General features: G+C 68.6%; 19 protein-coding genes. 12 read left to right on the top strand and 7 right to left on the bottom strand.

The genetic code is table 11. The features are described 5' to 3' along the window. Positions 1-57: 57 nt before the first annotated feature. Positions 58-2,124 (bottom strand): NAD(+) synthase, encoded by a 2,067-nt coding sequence (locus ABD206_RS08775; RefSeq protein WP_344071604.1) that lies wholly within the window; start codon positions 2,122-2,124, stop codon positions 58-60. 83 nt (positions 2,125-2,207) lie between these two features. On the opposite strand from ABD206_RS08775, the gene ABD206_RS08770 reads away from it, so the two are divergent. Next, entirely contained in the window at positions 2,208-5,789 is a 3,582-nt protein-coding gene (locus ABD206_RS08770; RefSeq protein WP_344071602.1) for a TM0106 family RecB-like putative nuclease, read from the top strand. 10 nt (positions 5,790-5,799) lie between these two features. Beyond that, positions 5,800-6,804: a magnesium and cobalt transport protein CorA gene (locus ABD206_RS08765; protein WP_344071600.1), complete on the top strand. Its 1,005-nt coding sequence runs from the start codon at positions 5,800-5,802 to the stop codon at positions 6,802-6,804. A gap of 15 nt (positions 6,805-6,819) precedes the next feature. On the opposite strand, the gene upp is transcribed toward ABD206_RS08765, so the two are convergent. Continuing rightward, a complete protein-coding gene (gene upp, locus ABD206_RS08760; RefSeq protein ID WP_344071598.1) occupies positions 6,820-7,452 on the bottom strand; it encodes a uracil phosphoribosyltransferase in 633 nt (210 codons plus the stop codon). 63 nt (positions 7,453-7,515) lie between these two features. On the opposite strand from upp, the gene ABD206_RS08755 reads away from it, so the two are divergent. After that, positions 7,516-7,980, top strand: coding sequence for a nucleoside deaminase (locus ABD206_RS08755; protein ID WP_344073514.1), 465 nt, complete (start codon positions 7,516-7,518; stop codon positions 7,978-7,980). Here the strand turns inward: ABD206_RS08755 and ABD206_RS08750 are convergent. Then, on the bottom strand, positions 7,958-8,473 hold the full coding sequence (locus ABD206_RS08750) for an alpha/beta fold hydrolase (RefSeq protein ID WP_344071596.1): 516 nt from the start codon (positions 8,471-8,473) through the stop codon (positions 7,958-7,960). The genes ABD206_RS08755 and ABD206_RS08750 overlap by 23 nt on opposite strands. A gap of 77 nt (positions 8,474-8,550) precedes the next feature. Between ABD206_RS08750 and proC the strand changes: the two genes are divergently transcribed. The 3 genes from proC to ABD206_RS08735 are packed head-to-tail and all read left to right on the top strand — an operon-like array spanning position 8,551 to position 11,480. Next, positions 8,551-9,390 carry a pyrroline-5-carboxylate reductase gene (gene proC, locus ABD206_RS08745; RefSeq protein ID WP_344071594.1) on the top strand — a complete coding sequence of 280 codons (840 nt, stop codon included), beginning with the start codon at positions 8,551-8,553 and terminating at the stop codon, positions 9,388-9,390. A gap of 46 nt (positions 9,391-9,436) precedes the next feature. After that, a complete protein-coding gene (locus tag ABD206_RS08740; RefSeq protein WP_344073512.1) occupies positions 9,437-10,792 on the top strand; it encodes a TrkH family potassium uptake protein in 1,356 nt (451 codons plus the stop codon). Further along, positions 10,785-11,480, top strand: a complete 696-nt coding sequence (locus ABD206_RS08735) for a potassium channel family protein (RefSeq protein WP_344071592.1) — start codon at positions 10,785-10,787, stop codon at positions 11,478-11,480. The genes ABD206_RS08740 and ABD206_RS08735 overlap by 8 nt, the downstream gene beginning before the upstream one ends. A gap of 26 nt (positions 11,481-11,506) precedes the next feature. Here ABD206_RS08735 and ABD206_RS08730 read toward each other — a convergent pair whose 3' ends face one another. Further along, positions 11,507-12,178 (bottom strand): potassium channel family protein, encoded by a 672-nt coding sequence (locus ABD206_RS08730; protein WP_344071590.1) that lies wholly within the window; start codon positions 12,176-12,178, stop codon positions 11,507-11,509. Continuing rightward, the gene (locus ABD206_RS08725; protein ID WP_344071588.1) at positions 12,171-13,607 is read right to left on the bottom strand and encodes a TrkH family potassium uptake protein; all 1,437 of its coding nucleotides are present in this window, start codon (positions 13,605-13,607) and stop codon (positions 12,171-12,173) included. The genes ABD206_RS08730 and ABD206_RS08725 overlap by 8 nt, the downstream gene beginning before the upstream one ends. Before the next feature lie 78 nt (positions 13,608-13,685). Between ABD206_RS08725 and ABD206_RS08720 the strand changes: the two genes are divergently transcribed. After that, the gene (locus ABD206_RS08720; protein ID WP_344071586.1) at positions 13,686-14,093 is read left to right on the top strand and encodes an ArsR/SmtB family transcription factor; all 408 of its coding nucleotides are present in this window, start codon (positions 13,686-13,688) and stop codon (positions 14,091-14,093) included. A 38-nt stretch (positions 14,094-14,131) separates the two neighbouring features. On the opposite strand, the gene ABD206_RS08715 is transcribed toward ABD206_RS08720, so the two are convergent. Beyond that, on the bottom strand, positions 14,132-14,575 hold the full coding sequence (locus tag ABD206_RS08715) for a hypothetical protein (RefSeq protein WP_344071584.1): 444 nt from the start codon (positions 14,573-14,575) through the stop codon (positions 14,132-14,134). A 199-nt stretch (positions 14,576-14,774) separates the two neighbouring features. On the opposite strand from ABD206_RS08715, the gene ABD206_RS08710 reads away from it, so the two are divergent. Continuing rightward, positions 14,775-14,873: a 30S ribosomal protein bS22 gene (locus tag ABD206_RS08710; protein WP_003792170.1), complete on the top strand. Its 99-nt coding sequence runs from the start codon at positions 14,775-14,777 to the stop codon at positions 14,871-14,873. Between the two features lie 50 nt (positions 14,874-14,923). Here the strand turns inward: ABD206_RS08710 and ABD206_RS08705 are convergent, their stop codons facing one another. Beyond that, complete coding sequence (locus ABD206_RS08705) at positions 14,924-16,159, bottom strand: mechanosensitive ion channel family protein (protein ID WP_344071582.1); 1,236 nt, start codon at positions 16,157-16,159, stop codon at positions 14,924-14,926. Between the two features lie 23 nt (positions 16,160-16,182). Between ABD206_RS08705 and ABD206_RS08700 the strand changes: the two genes are divergently transcribed. The 4 genes from ABD206_RS08700 (at position 16,183) to ABD206_RS08685 (ending at position 18,364) form a co-directional block, all read left to right on the top strand. Continuing rightward, entirely contained in the window at positions 16,183-16,482 is a 300-nt protein-coding gene (locus ABD206_RS08700; RefSeq protein ID WP_344071580.1) for a glutaredoxin family protein, read from the top strand. Next, the gene (locus ABD206_RS08695) at positions 16,479-16,781 is read left to right on the top strand and encodes a Dabb family protein (protein WP_344071578.1); all 303 of its coding nucleotides are present in this window, start codon (positions 16,479-16,481) and stop codon (positions 16,779-16,781) included. Before ABD206_RS08700 ends, ABD206_RS08695 begins: the two co-directional genes overlap by 4 nt. A 69-nt stretch (positions 16,782-16,850) precedes the next feature. Beyond that, positions 16,851-17,912 (top strand): lactate/malate family dehydrogenase, encoded by a 1,062-nt coding sequence (locus tag ABD206_RS08690; RefSeq protein ID WP_344071576.1) that lies wholly within the window; start codon positions 16,851-16,853, stop codon positions 17,910-17,912. After that, entirely contained in the window at positions 17,909-18,364 is a 456-nt protein-coding gene (locus ABD206_RS08685) for an ACT domain-containing protein (RefSeq protein WP_344071574.1), read from the top strand. The genes ABD206_RS08690 and ABD206_RS08685 overlap by 4 nt, the downstream gene beginning before the upstream one ends. The last annotated feature ends 3 nt before the right edge of the window (positions 18,365-18,367 follow it).

The raw sequence follows: 18,367 nt of genomic DNA, 5'->3' as shown, positions 1-18,367 counted from the left end.
CCAGGCAAGTGCAACTCGGACCTGCGAAGTGCAACTCGGGTGGGCGGCGGGCCTCGGTCAGGACGGCGGGAACTGGGCGTCGAGTTCGGCGAGCCACGCGCGGGCGTTGCCGTCCGAGGGGGCGCGCCAATCACCGCGCGGTGACAGTGAGCCCGCCGGGGAGACCTTCGGGGCGTTCGGGATCGCGGAGCGCTTGAACTGCGCGAAGCCGAAGAACCGCTGCAGGAACACCCGCAACCAGCGCACGATCTCGTCGAGCTCATACCCGTAGCGCTCGTCGACCGGGAATCCCGGTGGCCAGCCGCCGGCCTCCGCGTCCGCCCATGCGTGGTGGGCGAGGAACGCGATTTTGGTGGGGCGGAAGCCGTAGCGCAGCACGTGGAACAGGGTGAAGTCGTGCAGCGCGTAGGGGCCGATCCGGTCCTGCGTGGACTGGATGTTGCCGTCCTGGTCGGCGGGCACCAGCTCGGGGCTGATCTCGGTGTCGAGCACCGATTGCAGCACGGCCTTGGCCTCCTCGGTGAGCGTTGTCGCGCCCTCGTCGGGGCCGGCGGAGATGACCCAGCGGATGAGGTGCTGGATCAGGGTTTTGGGCACCCCCGGATTCACGGCGTAGTGACTCATGTGATCGCCCACGCCGTACGTCGCCCATCCGAGCGCGAGTTCCGACATGTCCGAGGTGCCGACGACGATGCCGCCGTTCTGATTCGCGAGTCGGAACAGCAGGTCGGTGCGCACCCCTGCCTGCACGTTCTCGAAGGTGATGTCGTAGACGGGCTCGCCCGCCGCGTATTCGTGCCCGATGCTGCGGAAGATCTCGGCCGCGGTCGGGCGGATGTCGATCGTCTCGATCGATGCGCCGAGCGCCTCGGCGAGCGCGACCGCATTGCCGCGGGTGTGGTCGCTCGTGGCGAAGCCGGGGAGCGTGTAGGCGAGGATGTCTGAGCGGGGCCGCTCCAGGCGGTCCATCGCCTGCGCGATCACGAGCATCGCGTGCGTCGAGTCGAGGCCGCCGCTCACGCCGATCACCGGCTTCGGGTTGCCGATCGCCCGTAGTCGCTGTGCGAGGCCCGCGACCTGGATGTTGAACGCCTCGTAGCAGTCCTGGGCGAGACGGTCGGGGTCGGTGGGGACGAACGGGAAGCGGGCGACCTCGCGTCGCAGCCCGACGTCCTCGACGGGCGGCGCCAGTCGGAAGTGCACGGCGCGAAAGGCGGGGTCCGCCGTCCGGCGATTGTCATCGAACGTGCCCTGGCGCAGCCGCTCCTGGCGCAGCCGGTCGAGATCGACGTCGGCGATCGACGCTCGCGCGCCGTCCGGGAATCGCTCGGTCTCGGCCAGGAGCGCGCCCACCTCGTAGATCATCGTCTGGCCGTCCCAGGCGACGTCGTTGGTCGATTCGCCGGTTCCGGCGGCGGCGTAGGCGTAGGCGGCCAGGCACCGCAGCGACTGTGAGCGCACGAGCTCGGTGCGGTCCTCCGCGCGCGCGATCGTGATGGGACTGCCCGAGAGGTTGGCGAGGATGGTCGCACCCGCGAGCGCTGCACGTGAGGACGGCGGGATGGGTACCCAGAGGTCCTCGCACACCTCGGCGTGCACCACGAGGCCGGGAACGTCGAGCGCTTCGAACAGCAGGTCGGGACCGAAGGGGGCGTCCGCGTCACCGATGCGGATGTCCTGCCCGGCCTGGTCGTCGCCTGCCGCGTACCAGCGGCGCTCGTAGAACTCGCGGTAGGTCGGGAGTGAGGACTTGGGGACGACGCCGAGCAGTTCGCCGCGGTGGATCACGACCGCGCAGTTGTACAGGCGGTTGCGGTGACGCAGGGGCGCGCCGACGACGAGCACCGGGAAGAGATCCACAGACGCGGCGACGAGGTCGCCCACCGCCTCCTCGACGGCGTCCAGCACGGCATCCTGCATCACGAGGTCGTCGATCGCATAGCCGGAGAGACACAGCTCCGGGAACACGGCGATGGCCACGGTGTCCTCATGACACGCCTGCGCGGCCGAGAGGACGTGCGAGAGGTTCGTGGCGGGATCGGCGATGGCTACCGGAACGGTGCACGCAGCGACCCGCGCGAAACCGTGGCGGTATGCGCTGCGGAACGAATCTGTCGTGCTCACCCCCACAGTCTGGCAGGTCGGCCCCGCGCGCAGGGCGAGGGATGTCGGGCCCGCCAGCTATCGTTCAGAGGCGGAAGGGGAACATGCGCTACATCGAGGAGGAGAACCGGGTCATCTGGAGCGCCAGCGATCTCAAGGCCGCCGCGGAATGCGAGTTCGCCTGGTTGCGCGCGCTCGACGCCAAGCTCGGGCGGGTCGCAGCGGTCGAAGACCCCGAGGATCTGACTCTCGAGCGCGCGGGGCGACTCGGCGGACTGCACGAGCGGCGCGTCCTCGAGGCCTACGGTGAGCGGTTCCCGGGTGGGGTCGCCGAGATCCCCGAGACCCGGTCATCGGATGCCGTGGCGTTGGCCGCTGCGGTCGCGCAGACCTCGGCGGCGCTCGCCTCGAACGCGGAAGTGCTCTATCAGGCGGCGTTCTCGAGCGGGGACTTCGTCGGTTTTGCCGACTTCCTCGTCCGAGACGACGAGGGCCGCTGGCTCGTGCAGGACACGAAACTCGCCCGGCGCGCGAAGGTCACCGCGCTTATGCAGCTCGCGGCATACGTCGACCAGCTCGACGAGCTCGGTGTGCCTCGGGCCGATGATGTCCAGCTGCTGCTCGGCGACGGCGCGGTCAGCACGCACGCGGTGGACGAGCTGATGCCGGTCTTCGAGTTGCGACGGGGGCGCCTGCGCGCACTCATCGACGACCGCCTCGCCGACGACGCACCGATCGCGTGGGGTGACGAGCGGGGGGATCTTGTGGTGACGGCGTGCGGCCGGTGCGCGACGTGTGAGCTGGATGTCGTCGCACAGCGCGACCTGCTGCTGGTCGCGGGCATGCGCCCCTCCCAGCGGCAACGGCTCCGCGCGGCCGGAGTGCGCACGATCGACGATCTGGCAGCGGGTGGGGATGCGGTGGAGGGAATGAACCCCGACACCCTGGCGGGTCTTCGCACCCAGGCGCGTCTGCAGCTGGAGAGCCCCGCCGGAATCGGCATCCCGGTAGCGACCGGGGAGAGAACCGCGGTGACGCAGCCCGACGTGCCGCGCTACGAGGTGATCGCCCCCCGCGCGCTGGCCGCCCTTCCGCGGCCGGACCACGGCGACATCTTCTTCGACTTCGAAGGTGACCCGCTCTACACCGAGCGGGCGGACGGTGCCGGGGCGGCGCTGTGGGGGCTGGACTACCTGTTCGGGTGGGTCGACACGGCCGAGCAGTACTCGGCGCTGTGGGCGCACTCGTTCACCGACGAGCGCGCGGCGCTCGGGGACTTCCTGGACTACGTCGCGTTGCGGCGCGAGCAGTTCCCGGGCATGCACATCTACCACTACGCCCCCTACGAGCCCACGCATCTGGCCGAGATGGCGGCGCGCTACGGCGTCCGGGAGGGTGAGGTGGACCGACTGCTGCGCGACGGCGTGTTCGTGGATCTCTACCCGATCGTGCGGCGGGCGCTGCGGGTTGGCTCCCGGTCGTACTCGATCAAGAAGCTCGAGCCGCTCTACATGGGCGACCAGGTCCGCACGAGCGATGTCCAGCGCGGCGACGACTCGATCGTTCGCTACGTCGAAGCGCGCGCACTCGAGGACGACGGCGACGCTGCCGGTGCACAGGAGATCTTCGACGACCTGGCGGACTACAACCGCTACGACTGCGTGTCCACCCTCCGGTTGCGCAACTGGCTCGTCGATCGCGCTCGCGAGGCGGGGCTCCACCCGTCCGCGAATCCCGAGCCCACCGTGGACGCATACGAGCCGTCGCTGCGTGCCATGGAGCTCCTCCGTCTGGCGGAGGGTGCGAAGCCCGCAGACGCCCAAGCGCTACGCCTGGCAGCCGCCGCGATCGACTACTACCCGCGGGAGGCGAAGTCGTTCTGGGCGACGCATTTCCTCCGCCTGCGCGAGCCGATCTCACTGTGGCAGGACACCCGCGACGTCGTCGTGACGGATGCGCTGCGCTCACGCGTCCTCGAGGACTGGCATCTCGCAGAGGGCGGTCGATCGCGCGTCGAACGCCGCCGGATCGAGATCCGCGGTGAGGTATCCCCGGGAACACGCATGAGCCCCGGTAGCCAGCCGTACGCGCTGTACGAGATGCCCGCGCCGTTCCCCGTCGAGCGTCAGCCCCGCCGCATCCACGAAGGCCACCCCGTCACGGTGATCTCCGACCTGGACGACGGTTTCCTGGTCGAGGAGACGGCGGTCGAGGGCTTCACCTGGCAGGAGCTCCCGGTCGCCCTCACTCCGGCGTCGCCGCCGCGCGCACTGTCGCAACAGACAGCGATCGACGAGTGGTCCGACGCGCTGATCGCCGCCGCTCCCGGCTTCCCGCGCGATCCTGCGGTCGACATCCTGCGCCGCATGCCGGCGCGTCTCCGGCAGGAGTCCGGCAGCGATACCGCGCATGACAACGACGTGGATGCCGTGACCGCAGCGGTGCTGCGACTCGATCACAGCGCGCTGTCCGTGCAGGGGCCGCCCGGAACAGGGAAGACCTACGTCGGATCGCACGTGATCGCACGGCTCGTGGCCGAGCACGGCTATCGGGTCGGCGTCGTCGCCCAGTCCCACGCCGTGGTCGAGCACATGCTCGACCGGGTGGTCGCCGCCGGCGTGCCCGCGTCGCAGGTGGCGAAAGCGCCCAAAGACCCCGAGGCGCAGGGCCTGACCTTCACGACGATACGAAAGAACGGGGTCGCCGCGTTCGCCGCCGAGCACGATCACCACGGCTACGTCGTCGGTGGCACGGCGTGGGACTTCAGCAACGACAAGCGGATTCCGCGGCGTGGCCTCGACCTGCTCGTGATCGACGAAGCGGGCCAGTTCTCCCTCGCGGCCACCATCGCGGTCTCCGTCGCCGCGCCGCGGCTGCTGCTGATCGGAGACCCGCAGCAGCTCCCGCAGGTGAGCCAGGGCACCCACCCCGAACCGGTGGATGTCTCGGCGCTCGGCTGGATCATGGCGGACGAAGACGTCATCCGTCCGGAGTTCGGACGCTTCCTCGCGGCATCCCGGCGCATGCACCCGGCGGTCACCGCACCGGTCTCGCAGCTCTCGTACCGAGGTGCGCTCCACGCGCACCCCAGCACCGCGTTGCGGAGCCTGGAGGGCGTCGAGCCGGGGCTGGTCCCCGTTCCGGTGCCCCACCGCGGCTGCGCCACGGAGTCCGAGCCGGAGGCTGCTGTCGTGGCCGGGCTCGTGCGCGATGTGCTCGGTCGCGCGTGGACGGATGTGCGCGAGACCGAGGCGGGTGATGTCCTGCCGGCGGCTGCTCGCCCCCTCGGCGAGGCCGACATCATCGTCGTCACGCCGTACAACGCGCAGCAGGCTCTCGTCGAGAGCACACTTGCCGCGGCCGGCTTCCCCGAGGTGCGTGTGGGCACCGTCGACCGCTTCCAGGGTCAGGAAGCGGCGGTCGCGATCGTGTCGCTGGCGGCATCCTCGGGTCGGGACGCCCCGCGCGGTATCGAGTTCCTCCTGCTGCGCAACCGGTTGAACGTCGCGATCTCGCGTGCCATGCACACTGCCTACCTCGTCTCGTCGCCGGGGCTCCTCGACGATCTGCCGCGCACCCCCGAGGGGGTTGCCCGCCTCAGTGCGTTCGCGCACCTGGTGAGGCCCGCACCGGATGCTCGCACCCTGCGGGCGGCGCAGCCTCCGTCGGTCACATCGGTCGGCTAGTATCCGGGCCATGCCCGTGGTCGACAACGCGATCTACTCCGAGGGGTCGCGCATCCTCACCCTGTCCACGTTGGAAGAGACGCGTACCCGCCTCGACGAGCATCCCGAGGGATTCGCGTGGGTCGGCCTCTTCCGTCCGACGCCGGAGGAGGCGGACTCGCTGATCAGTCAGTTCGACTTCCACCCGCTTGCTCTCGAAGAGGCATACAAGGGCCACCACCGCGCGAAGATCGAGCGCTATGGACACAACCTGTTCGTCGTTTTGCGCCCTGCCCGCTACGACGACGGCCGTGAGAAGGTCGAGGTCGGCGAGGTCCACCTCGTCGTCGGACCGAACTACGTGATCACCATCCGCGATGCGGAATCTCCCGATCTGGCAGCGGTGCGCCGCCAGCTGGAGCGCCACCCGGATCTGCTCGGTCTCGGGCCGCAGGCAGTCCTGTACGCCGTGCTGGACCGCGTCGTGGACGAGTACGTCCCCGTGCTCGAAGGCATCGAGAACGACGTGGACGAGATCGAGGACCAACTGTTCGCCGAACACGACGACGATCGTCTGTCCCGACGCATCTACGCGCTGTACTCCGAGGTCGCCGACCTCGGTCGCGCGGTGCATCCACTCGTGACCGTGCTCGAGTGGCTGCACCGCGGCTACGAGAAGTACGGCGTCGATCAGGAGCTGCAGCGGCGCCTGCGGGCACTGCACGAGAAGGTCATGTTCGTCCACGATCGCGCCCGGTCTTCGCAGCAATTGCTCGACAAGGCGCTCACGGTGCACGCGACCCTCGTCGCCCAGAACCAGGCGGGCATCGCACAGAGACAGTCGGAGCAGATGAAGAAGGTGTCCGGCTGGGCTGCGGTGCTGTTCGCCCCCACGCTCATCGCGGGCATCTACGGCATGAACTTCGAGATCATGCCCGAACTCAAGTGGCCATGGGGCTATCCCATGGCGTTGGCCGCGATGATCGCCTTCGCGCTCGCGCTCTACGCGATCTTCAAGACGAAGAAGTGGATGTAGCCCCGGGGTCCGGGGTCAGACCGTGCCGTAGAGGCGGTCGCCGGCGTCGCCGAGGCCCGGCACGATGTAGCCGCGCTCGTTCAGCCGCTCGTCGAGCGACCCCAGCACGAGCGTCACGTCGCGCTCGCCGACCTGCTTCTCGATCGCCGCGACACCCTCGGGAGCTCCCAGCAGACAGATCGCGGTGACATCCTGCGCTCCGCGCTGGAACAGGAACTCGATCGCAGCGCCGAGAGACCCGCCGGTGGCGAGCATCGGATCGAGGACGAAGCACTGGCGGTCGCTGAGATCTGCGGGCAGGCGCTCGGCATAGGTCGTCGGCTCGAGAGTCTCCTCGTTGCGGACCATGCCGAGAAAGCCGACCTCGGCGGTCGGGAGAAGCTTCACCATGCCCTCGAGCATTCCGAGCCCCGCGCGGAGGATCGGGACCACGAGCGGTCGGGGCTCGCTGATGCGCACCCCGGTGGTCGTTGTCACCGGGGTCGTGATCTCGACCGCCTCGACCCGAACGTGCCGGGTCGCCTCGTACGCGAGGAGCGTGACGAGTTCCTCGGTCAGCTGACGGAAGACCGGCGACGGGGTGCGCTCATCGCGGAGGGCGGTGAGCTTGTGGGTGACGAGCGGGTGATCGGCGACGTGCAGGCGCATATGGCCCAGGGTAGTGGGCCGCGCCCTAGGCTCGTAGCCGTGAACCAGCCGTGGTCGGAGGTGATGGGCGAGGCACTGGCGCTCGCCCGTGAGGCCGCGCATGCCGACGAGGTGCCCGTCGGCGCTGTCGTCCTCGATACGGATGGTGGGGTGATCGGCCGGGGCCGCAACATGCGCGAGTCCACGGGCGACCCGACATCGCATGCAGAGGTGATCGCGTTGCGCGAGGCCGCTGTCGCTCACGGCTCGTGGAACCTCGACGGGTGCACTCTGGTGGTCACGCTTGAGCCGTGTCTCATGTGCGCCGGCGCGATCCTGCAGTCTCACATCTCCCGCGTCGTCTTCGGTGCGTGGGATGACAAGGCCGGAGCCGCCGGGTCGATGTACGACGTGATCCGCGATCGGCGACTGCCGGTGCGCGCCGAGGTCATCGGTGGCGTGGACGCCGATGCGGCGGCAGCCGTGCTTCGCGAGTTCTTCGCCGCGCAGCGCGCGGACGAGCAGGTCAGTCGGTCGAGCGAAGGATGATCGCCTCGGTCGCCGGCAGTGAGGTGACCGCTCCCGCGAGGTAGCCGATCGCTTCCAGCAACGCGGCGCGGAACTCGGACGGTTGGTCCAGCTCCGCCGGGGTGTGCCCGGACTCCTGCGAGATGAGAGTGATCACCGTGTGCGACTGCGCGTGACGCGCGCCGACTTCGGCATCCGTCGACCAGTCGAGCAGGTGTGCGGCGGCGATCTCGAGAGCCGACAGCGCGTCGTGCAGGTCGTCGTTCTCGAAATCGCGGACGTCGATGGAGACCACGCGCAGGTCGCCGGGCAGACCCTGCATGATCTCCTGCCAGAGCACACCGTGCGATGCATTGTCGTGGACGAACACGATGGTGCGCTCGGCGGGAGTGGCGGGGTCGTCGGTGGGGCGCTCGAGGACATCCACCGGGGTGCGCGGCGTGTCGACAGCGCGGGAGCTAATGCCGTCGATGAGGGTCATGGCGGTTCCTTCGATCTCGGTCGCGGGCAACATGCGCCCGTACCCTGACGATAACCCCGAATCCTGGTGGATCGACAGGAGACAGGCGTGAATATTGCGAGAATGGTGGCATGGCCCAGACCCCCGATTCCCTGACCATCGCCGTGCTCGGCGCCGGCTCGATGGGAGGCGCAATCGCCCGGGGGGTTGCCGCATCCGACCTGCCCGCGCGGATCGTCGTGACCAACCGCACCGCGGCCAAGGCGCAGACCTTCGCGGGCGTCGACGGGATCGAGAGCGTCTCGCTCGACACCACTCCTGAGGGCAATCGTGAAGCGGCGTCGGCGGCCGATGTCGTGCTCGTCGGGGTCAAGCCGGCGATGGTGCCCGACCTGCTCATCGAGATCGCCCCGGTCCTGCGTCCGGACACCATCGTGGTGAGCGTGGCCGCGGGTGTCACCATCGCGACGTTCGAGTCCCGTCTTCCCCCCGGCACGGCGGTGCTGCGTTCGATGCCGAACACGCCCGCACTGGTCGGACGAGGCGTCACCGGTCTTGCGACCGGCTCGCACGTGGATGCCGCAGCGGTCGCGCTCGTGCGTCGGGTGTTCGAGACGGTGGGAATCGTCGTCGAGACTCCGGAGGCGCAGATCGACGCGCTCTCGACCATCTCCGGCTCTGGTCCCGCCTACGTCTACCTGCTCATCGAGCAGCTGACGTTGGCTGCCATGGCCAAGGGGTTCACCACCGAGCAGGCGCGGCTTCTCAGCGAGCAGACGTTCATCGGCGCTGCGGCGCTGCTGGAGGCATCCGGTGAGGACCCGGCGGAGCTGCGCCGTCAGGTGACGAGCCCCAAGGGGACGACAGAACGTGCCGTCGCGGTGCTGCAGGACGCGGATCTCGCCGAGGTTTTCGGCCGCGCCACGGATGCCGCGCTCGCCCGCGCCCGGGAGCTTGCCGCCGGAGCGTGATGTTCCGGCCCGAACGGGCGTAGTGTTCTCGTTCGTGAGTTCGCGAATGGCGATCCTGGCCGCCGGTCCGCGTCGACGTCGGCGCACGCATCCCGCGCAGGTGGTGGTGCTCGGTTTCGCCGGAGCGATCCTGGTCGGGACCGCGCTGTTGATGCTCCCCATCGCGCGCGCCGACGGCGTCGCGACCGACTTCTTCGATGCCCTCTTCACCGCGACCTCGGCCGTGTGCGTGACAGGGCTCACTGTCGTGGACACCGCGACGCACTGGAGCGGGTTCGGGCTGGCGGTCATCCTCGTGCTCATACAACTCGGCGGGCTCGGCATCATGATTTTCGCGTCGATGATCGGGTTGCTCGTCGCGCGCAAGTTCAGCGTGCGGGCGCGCCTGACCGCCGTCGCCGAGTCGGGCGCGCTCTCGCAGCAGGACGTCAAAGGCCTGGTGCGTGGCATCGTCGGCCTGTCACTGCTGATCGAGGCCGTGGTGATGGTGTTCCTCCTTGCGCGGTTCCTGCTCGGCTACGGTTACGCGCCGGGTGAGGCGCTCTGGCACGCGCTGTTCCACGCGGTCTCGGCGTTCAACAACGCCGGCTTCGCTCTCTACACCGACAACCTGATCCCCTTCGCCGCCGACCCCTTCATCTGCCTGCCGATCGCTGCGGCCGTGATTCTCGGGGGTCTCGGCTTTCCCGTGCTCATGCAGTTGCGCAAGGAATTCCGGCGGCCGCTGCACTGGAGCATGAACACGCGCATCATGCTCTGGGGCACGGTCGTGTTGCTCACCGCAGGCACCGCCTACATCACCGTGCTGGAGTGGAACAACGACGACACGTTCGGCTCGTACCCGCCCGCGGCACGCGTCCTGATGGGCTTCTTCCAGTCGGTCCAGACCCGCACGGCGGGCTTCAACTCGGTCGACGTCGGTCAGATGCACGACGAGACCTGGCTGGGCATGGACGTCCTGATGTTCATCGGCGGGGGGCCGGCCGGCACGGCGGGCGGCATCAAAGTGACGACGTTCGCCGTCCTGTTCTTCATCCTGTGGACCGAGATGCGCGGCGAGGCGGCGGTGAACGTCTTCGGCAAGCGCCTCTCACGTGCGGTACACCGGCAAGCGATCACCGTCGTGCTCATCGCCTTGGCCGCGGTGATGCTCGGCACGATCACCCTCATGATCATGACGGGCCGGGGACTGGACGAGACGCTCTTCGAGACGATCTCCGCCTTCGCGACGGTGGGACTGAGCACCGGGATCACCGCGGATCTTCCGCCCGGTGGCGACGTAGTGCTGGTCCTCCTGATGTTCCTCGGGCGGCTCGGACCGCTCACCCTGGGCTCTGCCCTCGCGCTCCGCGAGCGCCGCATCCTGTACGAACTCCCCAAGGAAAGGCCCGCCATTGGCTAGGTTCACGCTCTTCTCCAGCGATTCCCGGCGCATCGCCGAGGCCGATTCGGTCGCCGTCATCGGACTCGGCCGCTTCGGTACGTCCCTTGCGCGCGAGCTCATGGCCGCCGGCACGGAAGTGCTCGGCATCGACCGGGACGAAGACCTCGTGCAGGCTCTCAACGGCGAGCTCACCCAGGTCGTGCGCGCGGATGCGACGAAAGAGGAGGTCCTGCGCCAGCTGGCCGTCGACGAATTCGACCGGGTGGTCATCGCGATCGGGCACGATGTCACGGCCTCGATCCTCGCCGCATCGCTGCTCATCCAGCTTCAGGTGCCGGTGATCTGGGCGAAGGCCGTCGACGACCAGCACGGCCGCATCCTCGAGCAGCTCGGCGTGCACCACGTGATCTATCCCGAGAAAGACATGGGACGCCGGGTCGCGCACCTGGTCCGCGGAGCGGCCATGGACTATCTGGAGATCGCCCAGGGGTATTCGCTCGCCAAGATCACGACGCCGCTGCTCGTGGTGGATGTGCCGCTGGGGGAGTCCACGATCCGGCGCAAGTACGGCGTCACGGTCTCCGCCTTCAAGCACGCCGACGAACCCTGGACCAACGCCGACAACGAGACGGTGCTGCGTGCCGGGGATGAGATCCTCATCGTCGGCCCGAGCGCGCGCGTCGAAGCGTTTGCGCAGCTGCGATAGCGGGATGCGCGAGGGGGCGACCGCGATCAGCGATCCAGCGCGGCGAAACGCTCGATGTCGCTGTTGGTGCCCGAGACGATGATGAGGTCGTGGTTGGTGACCACGGTGTTCGCCTCCGCATAGCGGAAGGGCTTCCCGGGGCTCTTCACACCGACCACCGTCACGTTGTACTTGCTGCGCACGCCCGAGCCTGCCAGATCCACCCCACGGATGAACTTCGGCGGGTACATCTTGGCGAGGACGAAGTCGTCGTCGAAGCGGATGAAATCCAGCATCCGGCCGCTGACCAGGTGTGCGACCCGCTCGCCGGCCTCGCGCTCGGGGTAGATCACGTGGTTCGCGCCCACGCGGGCGAGGATCTTGCCGTGCGACTGCGAAACGGCCTTTGCCCAGATCTGCGGCACCTTCAGATCAACGAGATTCGCCGTGATCAGCACCGATGCCTCGATGGAGGAGCCGACCGCGACGACCGCGACCTGGAAGTCCTCGGCGCCGATCTGGCGGAGGGCATCGATGTTGCGGGCATCGGCCTGCACGGTGTGGGTGACCCGCTCTGACCACTTCTGGACGAGGTCCAGGCTCTCGTCGATGGCGAGGACCTCGCGCTCGAGCCGATCCAGCTCGCCCGCGCACGCGGCACCGAAGCGCCCGAGCCCGATCACCAGGACGGGGGAGTCGCTGCGGATGCGTTCAACCAACGATCGGCCTTTCGACGGGCAGCGAGTAGAGCTGCGATCGGGATGTCGCGGCCACGGCCGCGGCGAGAGTCACTGTACCAACGCGGCCCATGACGATCGTGATCGCCAGGACGTACTTTGCGGCATCCGGAAGAGTCTCGGTGAGTCCTGTCGACAGCCCCACGGTGGCGAACCCCGAGATGACGTCGAAGAGGACGTAGGCGACATCCGCCTTCGTGATCTGCAGGATCACCACGGTGGAGACCGCGACGATGGTCGATCCCCACGCCAGGACCGAGAGGGCCACGCGCAGCACGTCGCTCGGGATCCGGCGACCGAAGACCTGGTTCGAGGTACGACCTTTCGCCTCGGACCACACCGCCAGGGCGATAACGGCGAGGGTGGTGACTTTGATGCCGCCGGCGGTCGATGCCGAGCCGCCGCCCACGAACATCAGCATCATCGCGACGATCAGGCTCGACCCGTTGAGGTCGGTCATATCCATGATCGCGAACCCGCCCGACCGGGTCATGGCCGACAGGAAGAACGACTGCATCGTCGTCTCGGCGGCGTCCATGCTGCCGAAGGTGGCGGGGTTGTTGTACTCCAGGGCGAGGAAGACGAAACCGCCGAGGAAGAAGAGGGCAGTGGTCGTGATGAGGGTCAGCTTGGTGTGGAGTGGCCAGCGGCGCATGTGCCACAGCTCTTTGCGCAGCGCGAAGATCACGGGGAAGCCGATGGAGCCGAGGAAGACGCCGCCCATCAGCACGGTGAGCACCCAGTAGTTGTCGGCGAACGCGCCGACCCCCTCCGCGTTCGGGGTGAACCCGGTGTTGGTGAAGGCCATGCCGGCGTAGAACGGTGCCTCCCACAGTGCGACGTTCCATTGGATGCCGGAGAACAGCATCCCCGGGTACAGCAGGATCGCCACGACGCCCTCGATGACCAGGGTCGAGAGGGCGACCGTCCGCAGCAGCTGACCGATCTGGCCCAGCTGCACCGTCTGGCTCTCGTTGACCGGACCGCCGTGGGTGCGCAACGGGTTGGTGTCGCTGGCCGCCATGAGTTTGGCGCGAAGACCGAGACGCCGGGAGATCACCAGGCCCAGGATCGATGCCAGCGTCAGCACGCCCATGGCGCCGATCTGTGTGCCGAGGAAGATGATGACGTGGCCCAGCGGCGACCACTGGGTGGCCATGTTCACCGTTGTGAGGCCTGTGACGCAGATCGTCGAGACGGCGGTGAACAGTGCGTCGGCGAAATTGAGCACCTGTCCGTCCGCCGACGCGATCGGCAGCGAGTAGAGCGCCGTGAAGATGAGGATCAGGAAGATGTAGACGAGGATCGCGAAGCGCGACGGCGAGCTCTGCGCGAGATCGCGGAACACATCGAAGACACGGTGCGGGATGCCGCGCCAGCCGCGCGCCACGGCGCGTGCGCCCTCCGACATCCGCGTCCTCCTGATGCTCGTCCGGCCGAATCGCTCCCTCATGCTACCCGTGGGCGCGAGCCCCACTACCCTGAACACATGGCGGACATCTTCGACGTGATCGCAGACGGCACACGACGCGACATCCTGCAACACCTTTTGGACCGACAGAACGCAGGCGAATCGGGCACGAGCGTGTCGCAGATCGTCAGTGCGCTCGGGGTCAGTCAGCCCACCGTGTCAAAGCACCTGAAGGTGCTGCGCGAGGCGCACCTGGTGTCGGTACGTGAGGAGGGGCAGCACCGCTACTACAGCCTGTCTCCCGAACCGCTGGACGCGATCGATGACTGGCTCATGCCGTTCCTCACGGTTGAAGAAGACCTGGACGACGAGTTCCTCGCCGCGCTACCGGAGTCCGCGGCGCAGGCCGCAGCGGCGGTGGGTCGCGCTGCCGCGTCTGCGAAGTACGCCGTCACGAACGCATGGAAGAGGCTGCCGGGGCGGTAATCGACACGGGGCGCCGATGTCCTGATCTGAGTCAGAACTCAGGAGGTCTCGCCCGACTCGGTCGAGCTGTCGGACTGCTGACCGGGTCCACCGCCACTCGGACCGCCGCCCTCGAAGCCGCCCTGTGGAGGCTGGCCGTCGCCGGGGAGCTGTCCATCGCCCGGGGTGAAATCTCCCGGCGCGGTCTGTGAGGTGCCGCCGAACGCGGTCGCGCCGACGGCGACACCGCCGCCGAAGGCCAGTGCGAGGGCGAGGACGCTGCCGCCGACGATGGCGGCGATCACGCCACCGCGGCGACGCTTGTCGCCCGCGGCTGGCTCGACGCCGTCGTTCGCAGGCGGTTGCGCATTCTCGGGAGCTGCCGGGTGGGGGGAATCGGCGGCGGGGTAGGGAGTCGTCTGTGCGCTCGGCGGGGCTGCGGGCAGTTCGGGGTCGACGTTGCCCGCATCTTCGTGGGTCAGGGTCTGGGTCTGATTGCTCATGGATCGATGCTCGCCTGGCATCCTTCACGCAACACATGGCGCACCTATGGGGGCGCTATGAGTGTCGACGAGCGGGTGTGCGCGGTGATTCGAACGGGTCGGCTAGACTAGTCCGAGGCATTTTTCCGTCTATGCCCCGTTCCCGGGCTTCGATCGCTAGAGCGAGCGTCGCCCAGACCCCGACATTGTGAGGTTTTCCGTGGGTTCTGTCATCAAGAAGCGCCGCAAGCGCATGGCGAAGAAGAAGCACCGCAAGTTGCTTCGCAAGACTCGCCACCAGCGCCGCAACAAGAAGTAAGTCGCGGCAAGAACACCAAGCGCCTGTCCTCGGACGGGCGCTTCGTGTTTTCAGCGGGGGTCGCGGTCGGATGCCTCGCCATCGGTGACGACGGGGATGGCGCTCGTGTACTGCGCGGCTCGGGCCTCGGCATCGGCGCTACCCGAGAACAGCCCCTCCGTCTGCCCGGTCGGGGTCGGGTCCTCGTGTCGGACGTGGTCACCCGATGCGTCACCCGCCCCGTCGGTGAGCAGCACGCGCTGCACGGGCAGGGCATCCGGGTTGGTGCGGCGTACCCACGCGACCATCTCCTCGCGGATGTGGCAGCGCAGGTCGAACAGCGTCGGTGCATCCTTCGCGGTCGCCAGGATGCGCACCCGGACGTATCCGCCGGTGGCCTCGGTGACCTGCAGCACCACGGTGCGGCCGTCCCACAGCTCGGTCGCCGCGACGACCTCTTTGAGGTGCTCGCGCATTCGCGCGGTCGACACACGCCAGTCGAGGTCGAGCTCGACCGCGCCCAGCAGCTCGCTGCCCGACCGCGTCCAGTTCTGGAACGGCGTCGTCGTGAAGTAGGTGCACGGCAGCACCAGCCGACGGTCGTCCCACAGGTCGAGCACGACATAGCTCAGCGTGATCTCGCCGACCCGCCCCCACTCACCCTCGGCGACGATGACGTCGTCGACCCGCAGCGCTTCGCTGAAGACCAGCTGGACCCCGGCGAACATGTTCGCGAGCACCGACTGGGCCGCAAGGCCCGCGACGATCGAGGCGATGCCGGCCGAAGCGAGCACGCTCGTGCCGAAGGTCTGGACGGCCGGGAACGTCAGCAGGGCTGCGCCGAAGCCGATGATGACGATGATGACGATCGCCACCCGGCGCAGGATCAGCACCTGGGTGCGGATCTTGCGGGCGATGCGGTTGTCGGGCACGTCGATGCGGTAGTGGCCGAGCGCGAGTTCGGTGCCGAAGCGCACCAGTTCGATGAGCAGCCACGTGGCCGCCGCGATCGCGGCGATCCCGCCGGTGCGATCGATGATGGTGTCCCACATCGTGTGGCTGGCGTCGTCGCCGCCCGCCGCACCCAGCGGCAGGAATCCGTCGATCGCGATCCACAGCGCGATGATCAGCACGAATGCGCGGAACGGCCGCCGCGCGTAGCGCACGAACATCTTCCCCCACGGGCGCTTGCGCAGTGCGAGCTTGACGATTCCGGCCACGATGAACGTGAACAAGAAGGCGCCGATCACGGCGACGACGACGGCGATGCCGAATGCGAGCCAGGGTCCCCAGAAAGTCTCCGTCACCTTCCCCAGCCTAAGATGATCGCGTGGGAACGGATGATCACGGGCACGAGCTGACCCTGATCGGCCGTGACGGATGTCACCTCTGCGACGTCGCCCGCGGGGTCATCGACCTCGTCCTCGCCGAGCTCCCCGACGAGTTCGCCGATGACATCCACCTCACCGAGATCTCGGCCGACAGCTCACCCGAGCTCCACGACCTGTGGACCGAGAAAGTCCCGGTCATCCTCATCGACGGCGCTGTGCACTCCCATTGGCGCGTCGACGCCCAGCGCCTGCGTGAGGCCCTCCTCGACACATCCGCCCAGAAACGGAGCGCATCATGACCATCCGCCACATCGTCACCTGGAGCATGGCCGCCGACGACCCGGAGACCCGTGCAGCCCATGCCGCTGAGGTCGTGGCGCGGCTGCGCGCGCTCGAGGGAGTCATCCCGAGCATCCGCGCGATGTCGGTCGGGGTCGACGCCGTATACCCGGAGGCGAACGCGGACGCGGCCCTTGTCGCGGACTTCGACGATGTCGCCGGGCTCGAGGAGTACATCCACCACCCCGCCCACCAGGAGGTCGTGCCCTTCATCCGGTCGGTGGCCGCCGCGCGCATGGCAGTCGATCTCGACGTCTGAGACGGCGATGGAGGGCCTGGCTGCCGCCCCGACACGTGCACGTCACATCCGCGCACTAGCCTGACGCCCATGGATGTCGCAGTCCTCGGAGCCACCGGCGATATCGGTCGGGCGATCTGCTCGGAGCTCATCGAGCGGCGTGTGTTGCGTCCGACCTCGCGACTGCAGCTGGTCGCCCGGCAGGGCGGTCCGTCCGAGCGTGCGGCGCACGGTCTGCGCGTCGACCTCATCGATGCGCACGACGAGCACGCCCCCTTCATCGACGTGGCAGCGTCTCCCCGGGATGTCGTGGCCGATGTCGTCGTGGTCGCCGCGGGGCGGACGATCCCGACCGAGCCCGGTCAGGTCATCGACCGCGACGGGCTCGCCATGGCCAACCTCGGTGTGTTCGAGGAGTACGCCGATGCGCTCGCGGCGCATGGGAGCGGCCACGAGGTCGTCATCGTCGTCTCGAACCCCGTGGAGCTCGCGGTTTCGGTCTTCGCCTCGCGCCTCGGCCGCCACCGCGTCATCGGCATGGGGGCCTGGCTCGACACCCTACGGTTCCGTCGTGAGCTTGCCGCCGCGCTCGGCATCCGGCGCCAACGCGTGAGCGGCTTCGTCGCCGGCCAGCACGGTGACGGGGTCGTGCCGCTGTGGTCGAGCGTGCGCATCCGCGGGCTGGATGTCGACGAGCGGCGCGACACGGTCGACCGGCTGCGCGGGGCCCGCACACTGGACACGTTCGGCGACGAGGTCACGGCGGGGAAGGCCGCTCTCGCCGCGGCCGGCGGGATCGACGAGGCATTCGCGCTCATCGACACCTGGCATCCGGATCTGCAGACCGTCGTGCGTCCGTACCTGACCCATCAGAGCGGCGCGAAGACCGCGTTCGGCACGGCCGCGGCGACCGTGGGTCTTGTCGACACGGTGCTCGACGGGCGCGACATCGTCGTGGCGGGACAGGTCGCGCTCGACGGCGAGATCAGCCTTGAGGGCGCGCCGTGGCAGGGGGTGCTCGGGGTGCCGGTGGTTCTCGGGCCCGACGGCTGGACCCACGTGCTGCTGGATGATCCCGCACCGGACGAAGAGCGACGATTGGCGGCGGTGGCGCGACACGTGAACCAGGCGATCCAGGGGTGGACGTCGTGACCGCCGATGCGCCGCGCGGCGGCATCCACGAGCGGTGGGTCGTGTTCGTTGCGGCAGAGGACCGGTCCGGGGCGCTGACCGCGCTCGCCGAGACGTTCTCCGCGCGGGGGGTGAGTTTCACGTCGTTCACGACACTTCTCGTGCACGACGGCGTCGGCGTCATGTCGATCACCTTCGCCGCCAGTGAGCGGCTGGCGCGGGTGCTCGTGCGCACGCTCGACAGGCTCGCCGTCGTGCGCACGACGACTCTTCGTCATCTGCGCGACGACACGGTGCGCGCGACCGCCGTGGTGTCGGGCGCAGACGCCGCCGCGCGGGCCGCAGGTGCCCAGCAGGTCGCGGGCACGTGGGTCATCGCGGGGGCATTCCCCGATGTCGAGGATGCCATCGCCCGCGTGCGGGCTGCGGGTGGCAGGGCGGACGCGGTGACGATCCTCCCGCCCGCCGACTGATCT

It is taken from the genome of Microbacterium sediminicola, assembly GCF_039531125.1.
Taxonomy (GTDB): domain Bacteria; phylum Actinomycetota; class Actinomycetes; order Actinomycetales; family Microbacteriaceae; genus Microbacterium; species Microbacterium sediminicola.
The sequence above is the reverse complement of the archived record's forward strand: the minus strand, read 5'-3'. Positions and strand labels throughout refer to the sequence as shown.

Bases quoted from the DNA above. Each gene is read 5' to 3' on its own strand.
- ABD206_RS08765 (WP_344071600.1), top strand. From the start codon at position 5,800: ATGCCCGTGGTCGACAACGCGATCTACTCCGAGGGGTCGCGCATCCTC.
- ABD206_RS08695 (WP_344071578.1), top strand. From the start codon at position 16,479: ATGACCATCCGCCACATCGTCACCTGGAGCATGGCCGCCGACGACCCG.
- ABD206_RS08715 (WP_344071584.1), bottom strand. From the start codon at position 14,575: ATGAGCAATCAGACCCAGACCCTGACCCACGAAGATGCGGGCAACGTC.
- ABD206_RS08720 (WP_344071586.1), top strand. From the start codon at position 13,686: ATGGCGGACATCTTCGACGTGATCGCAGACGGCACACGACGCGACATC.
- ABD206_RS08770 (WP_344071602.1), top strand. From the start codon at position 2,208: ATGCGCTACATCGAGGAGGAGAACCGGGTCATCTGGAGCGCCAGCGAT.
- ABD206_RS08750 (WP_344071596.1), bottom strand. From the start codon at position 8,473: ATGTTGCCCGCGACCGAGATCGAAGGAACCGCCATGACCCTCATCGAC.
- ABD206_RS08725 (WP_344071588.1), bottom strand. From the start codon at position 13,607: ATGTCGGAGGGCGCACGCGCCGTGGCGCGCGGCTGGCGCGGCATCCCG.
- upp (WP_344071598.1), bottom strand. From the start codon at position 7,452: ATGCGCCTGCACGTCGCCGATCACCCGCTCGTCACCCACAAGCTCACC.
- ABD206_RS08755 (WP_344073514.1), top strand. From the start codon at position 7,516: ATGGGCGAGGCACTGGCGCTCGCCCGTGAGGCCGCGCATGCCGACGAG.
- proC (WP_344071594.1), top strand. From the start codon at position 8,551: ATGGCCCAGACCCCCGATTCCCTGACCATCGCCGTGCTCGGCGCCGGC.
- ABD206_RS08690 (WP_344071576.1), top strand. From the start codon at position 16,851: ATGGATGTCGCAGTCCTCGGAGCCACCGGCGATATCGGTCGGGCGATC.
- ABD206_RS08740 (WP_344073512.1), top strand. From the start codon at position 9,437: ATGGCGATCCTGGCCGCCGGTCCGCGTCGACGTCGGCGCACGCATCCC.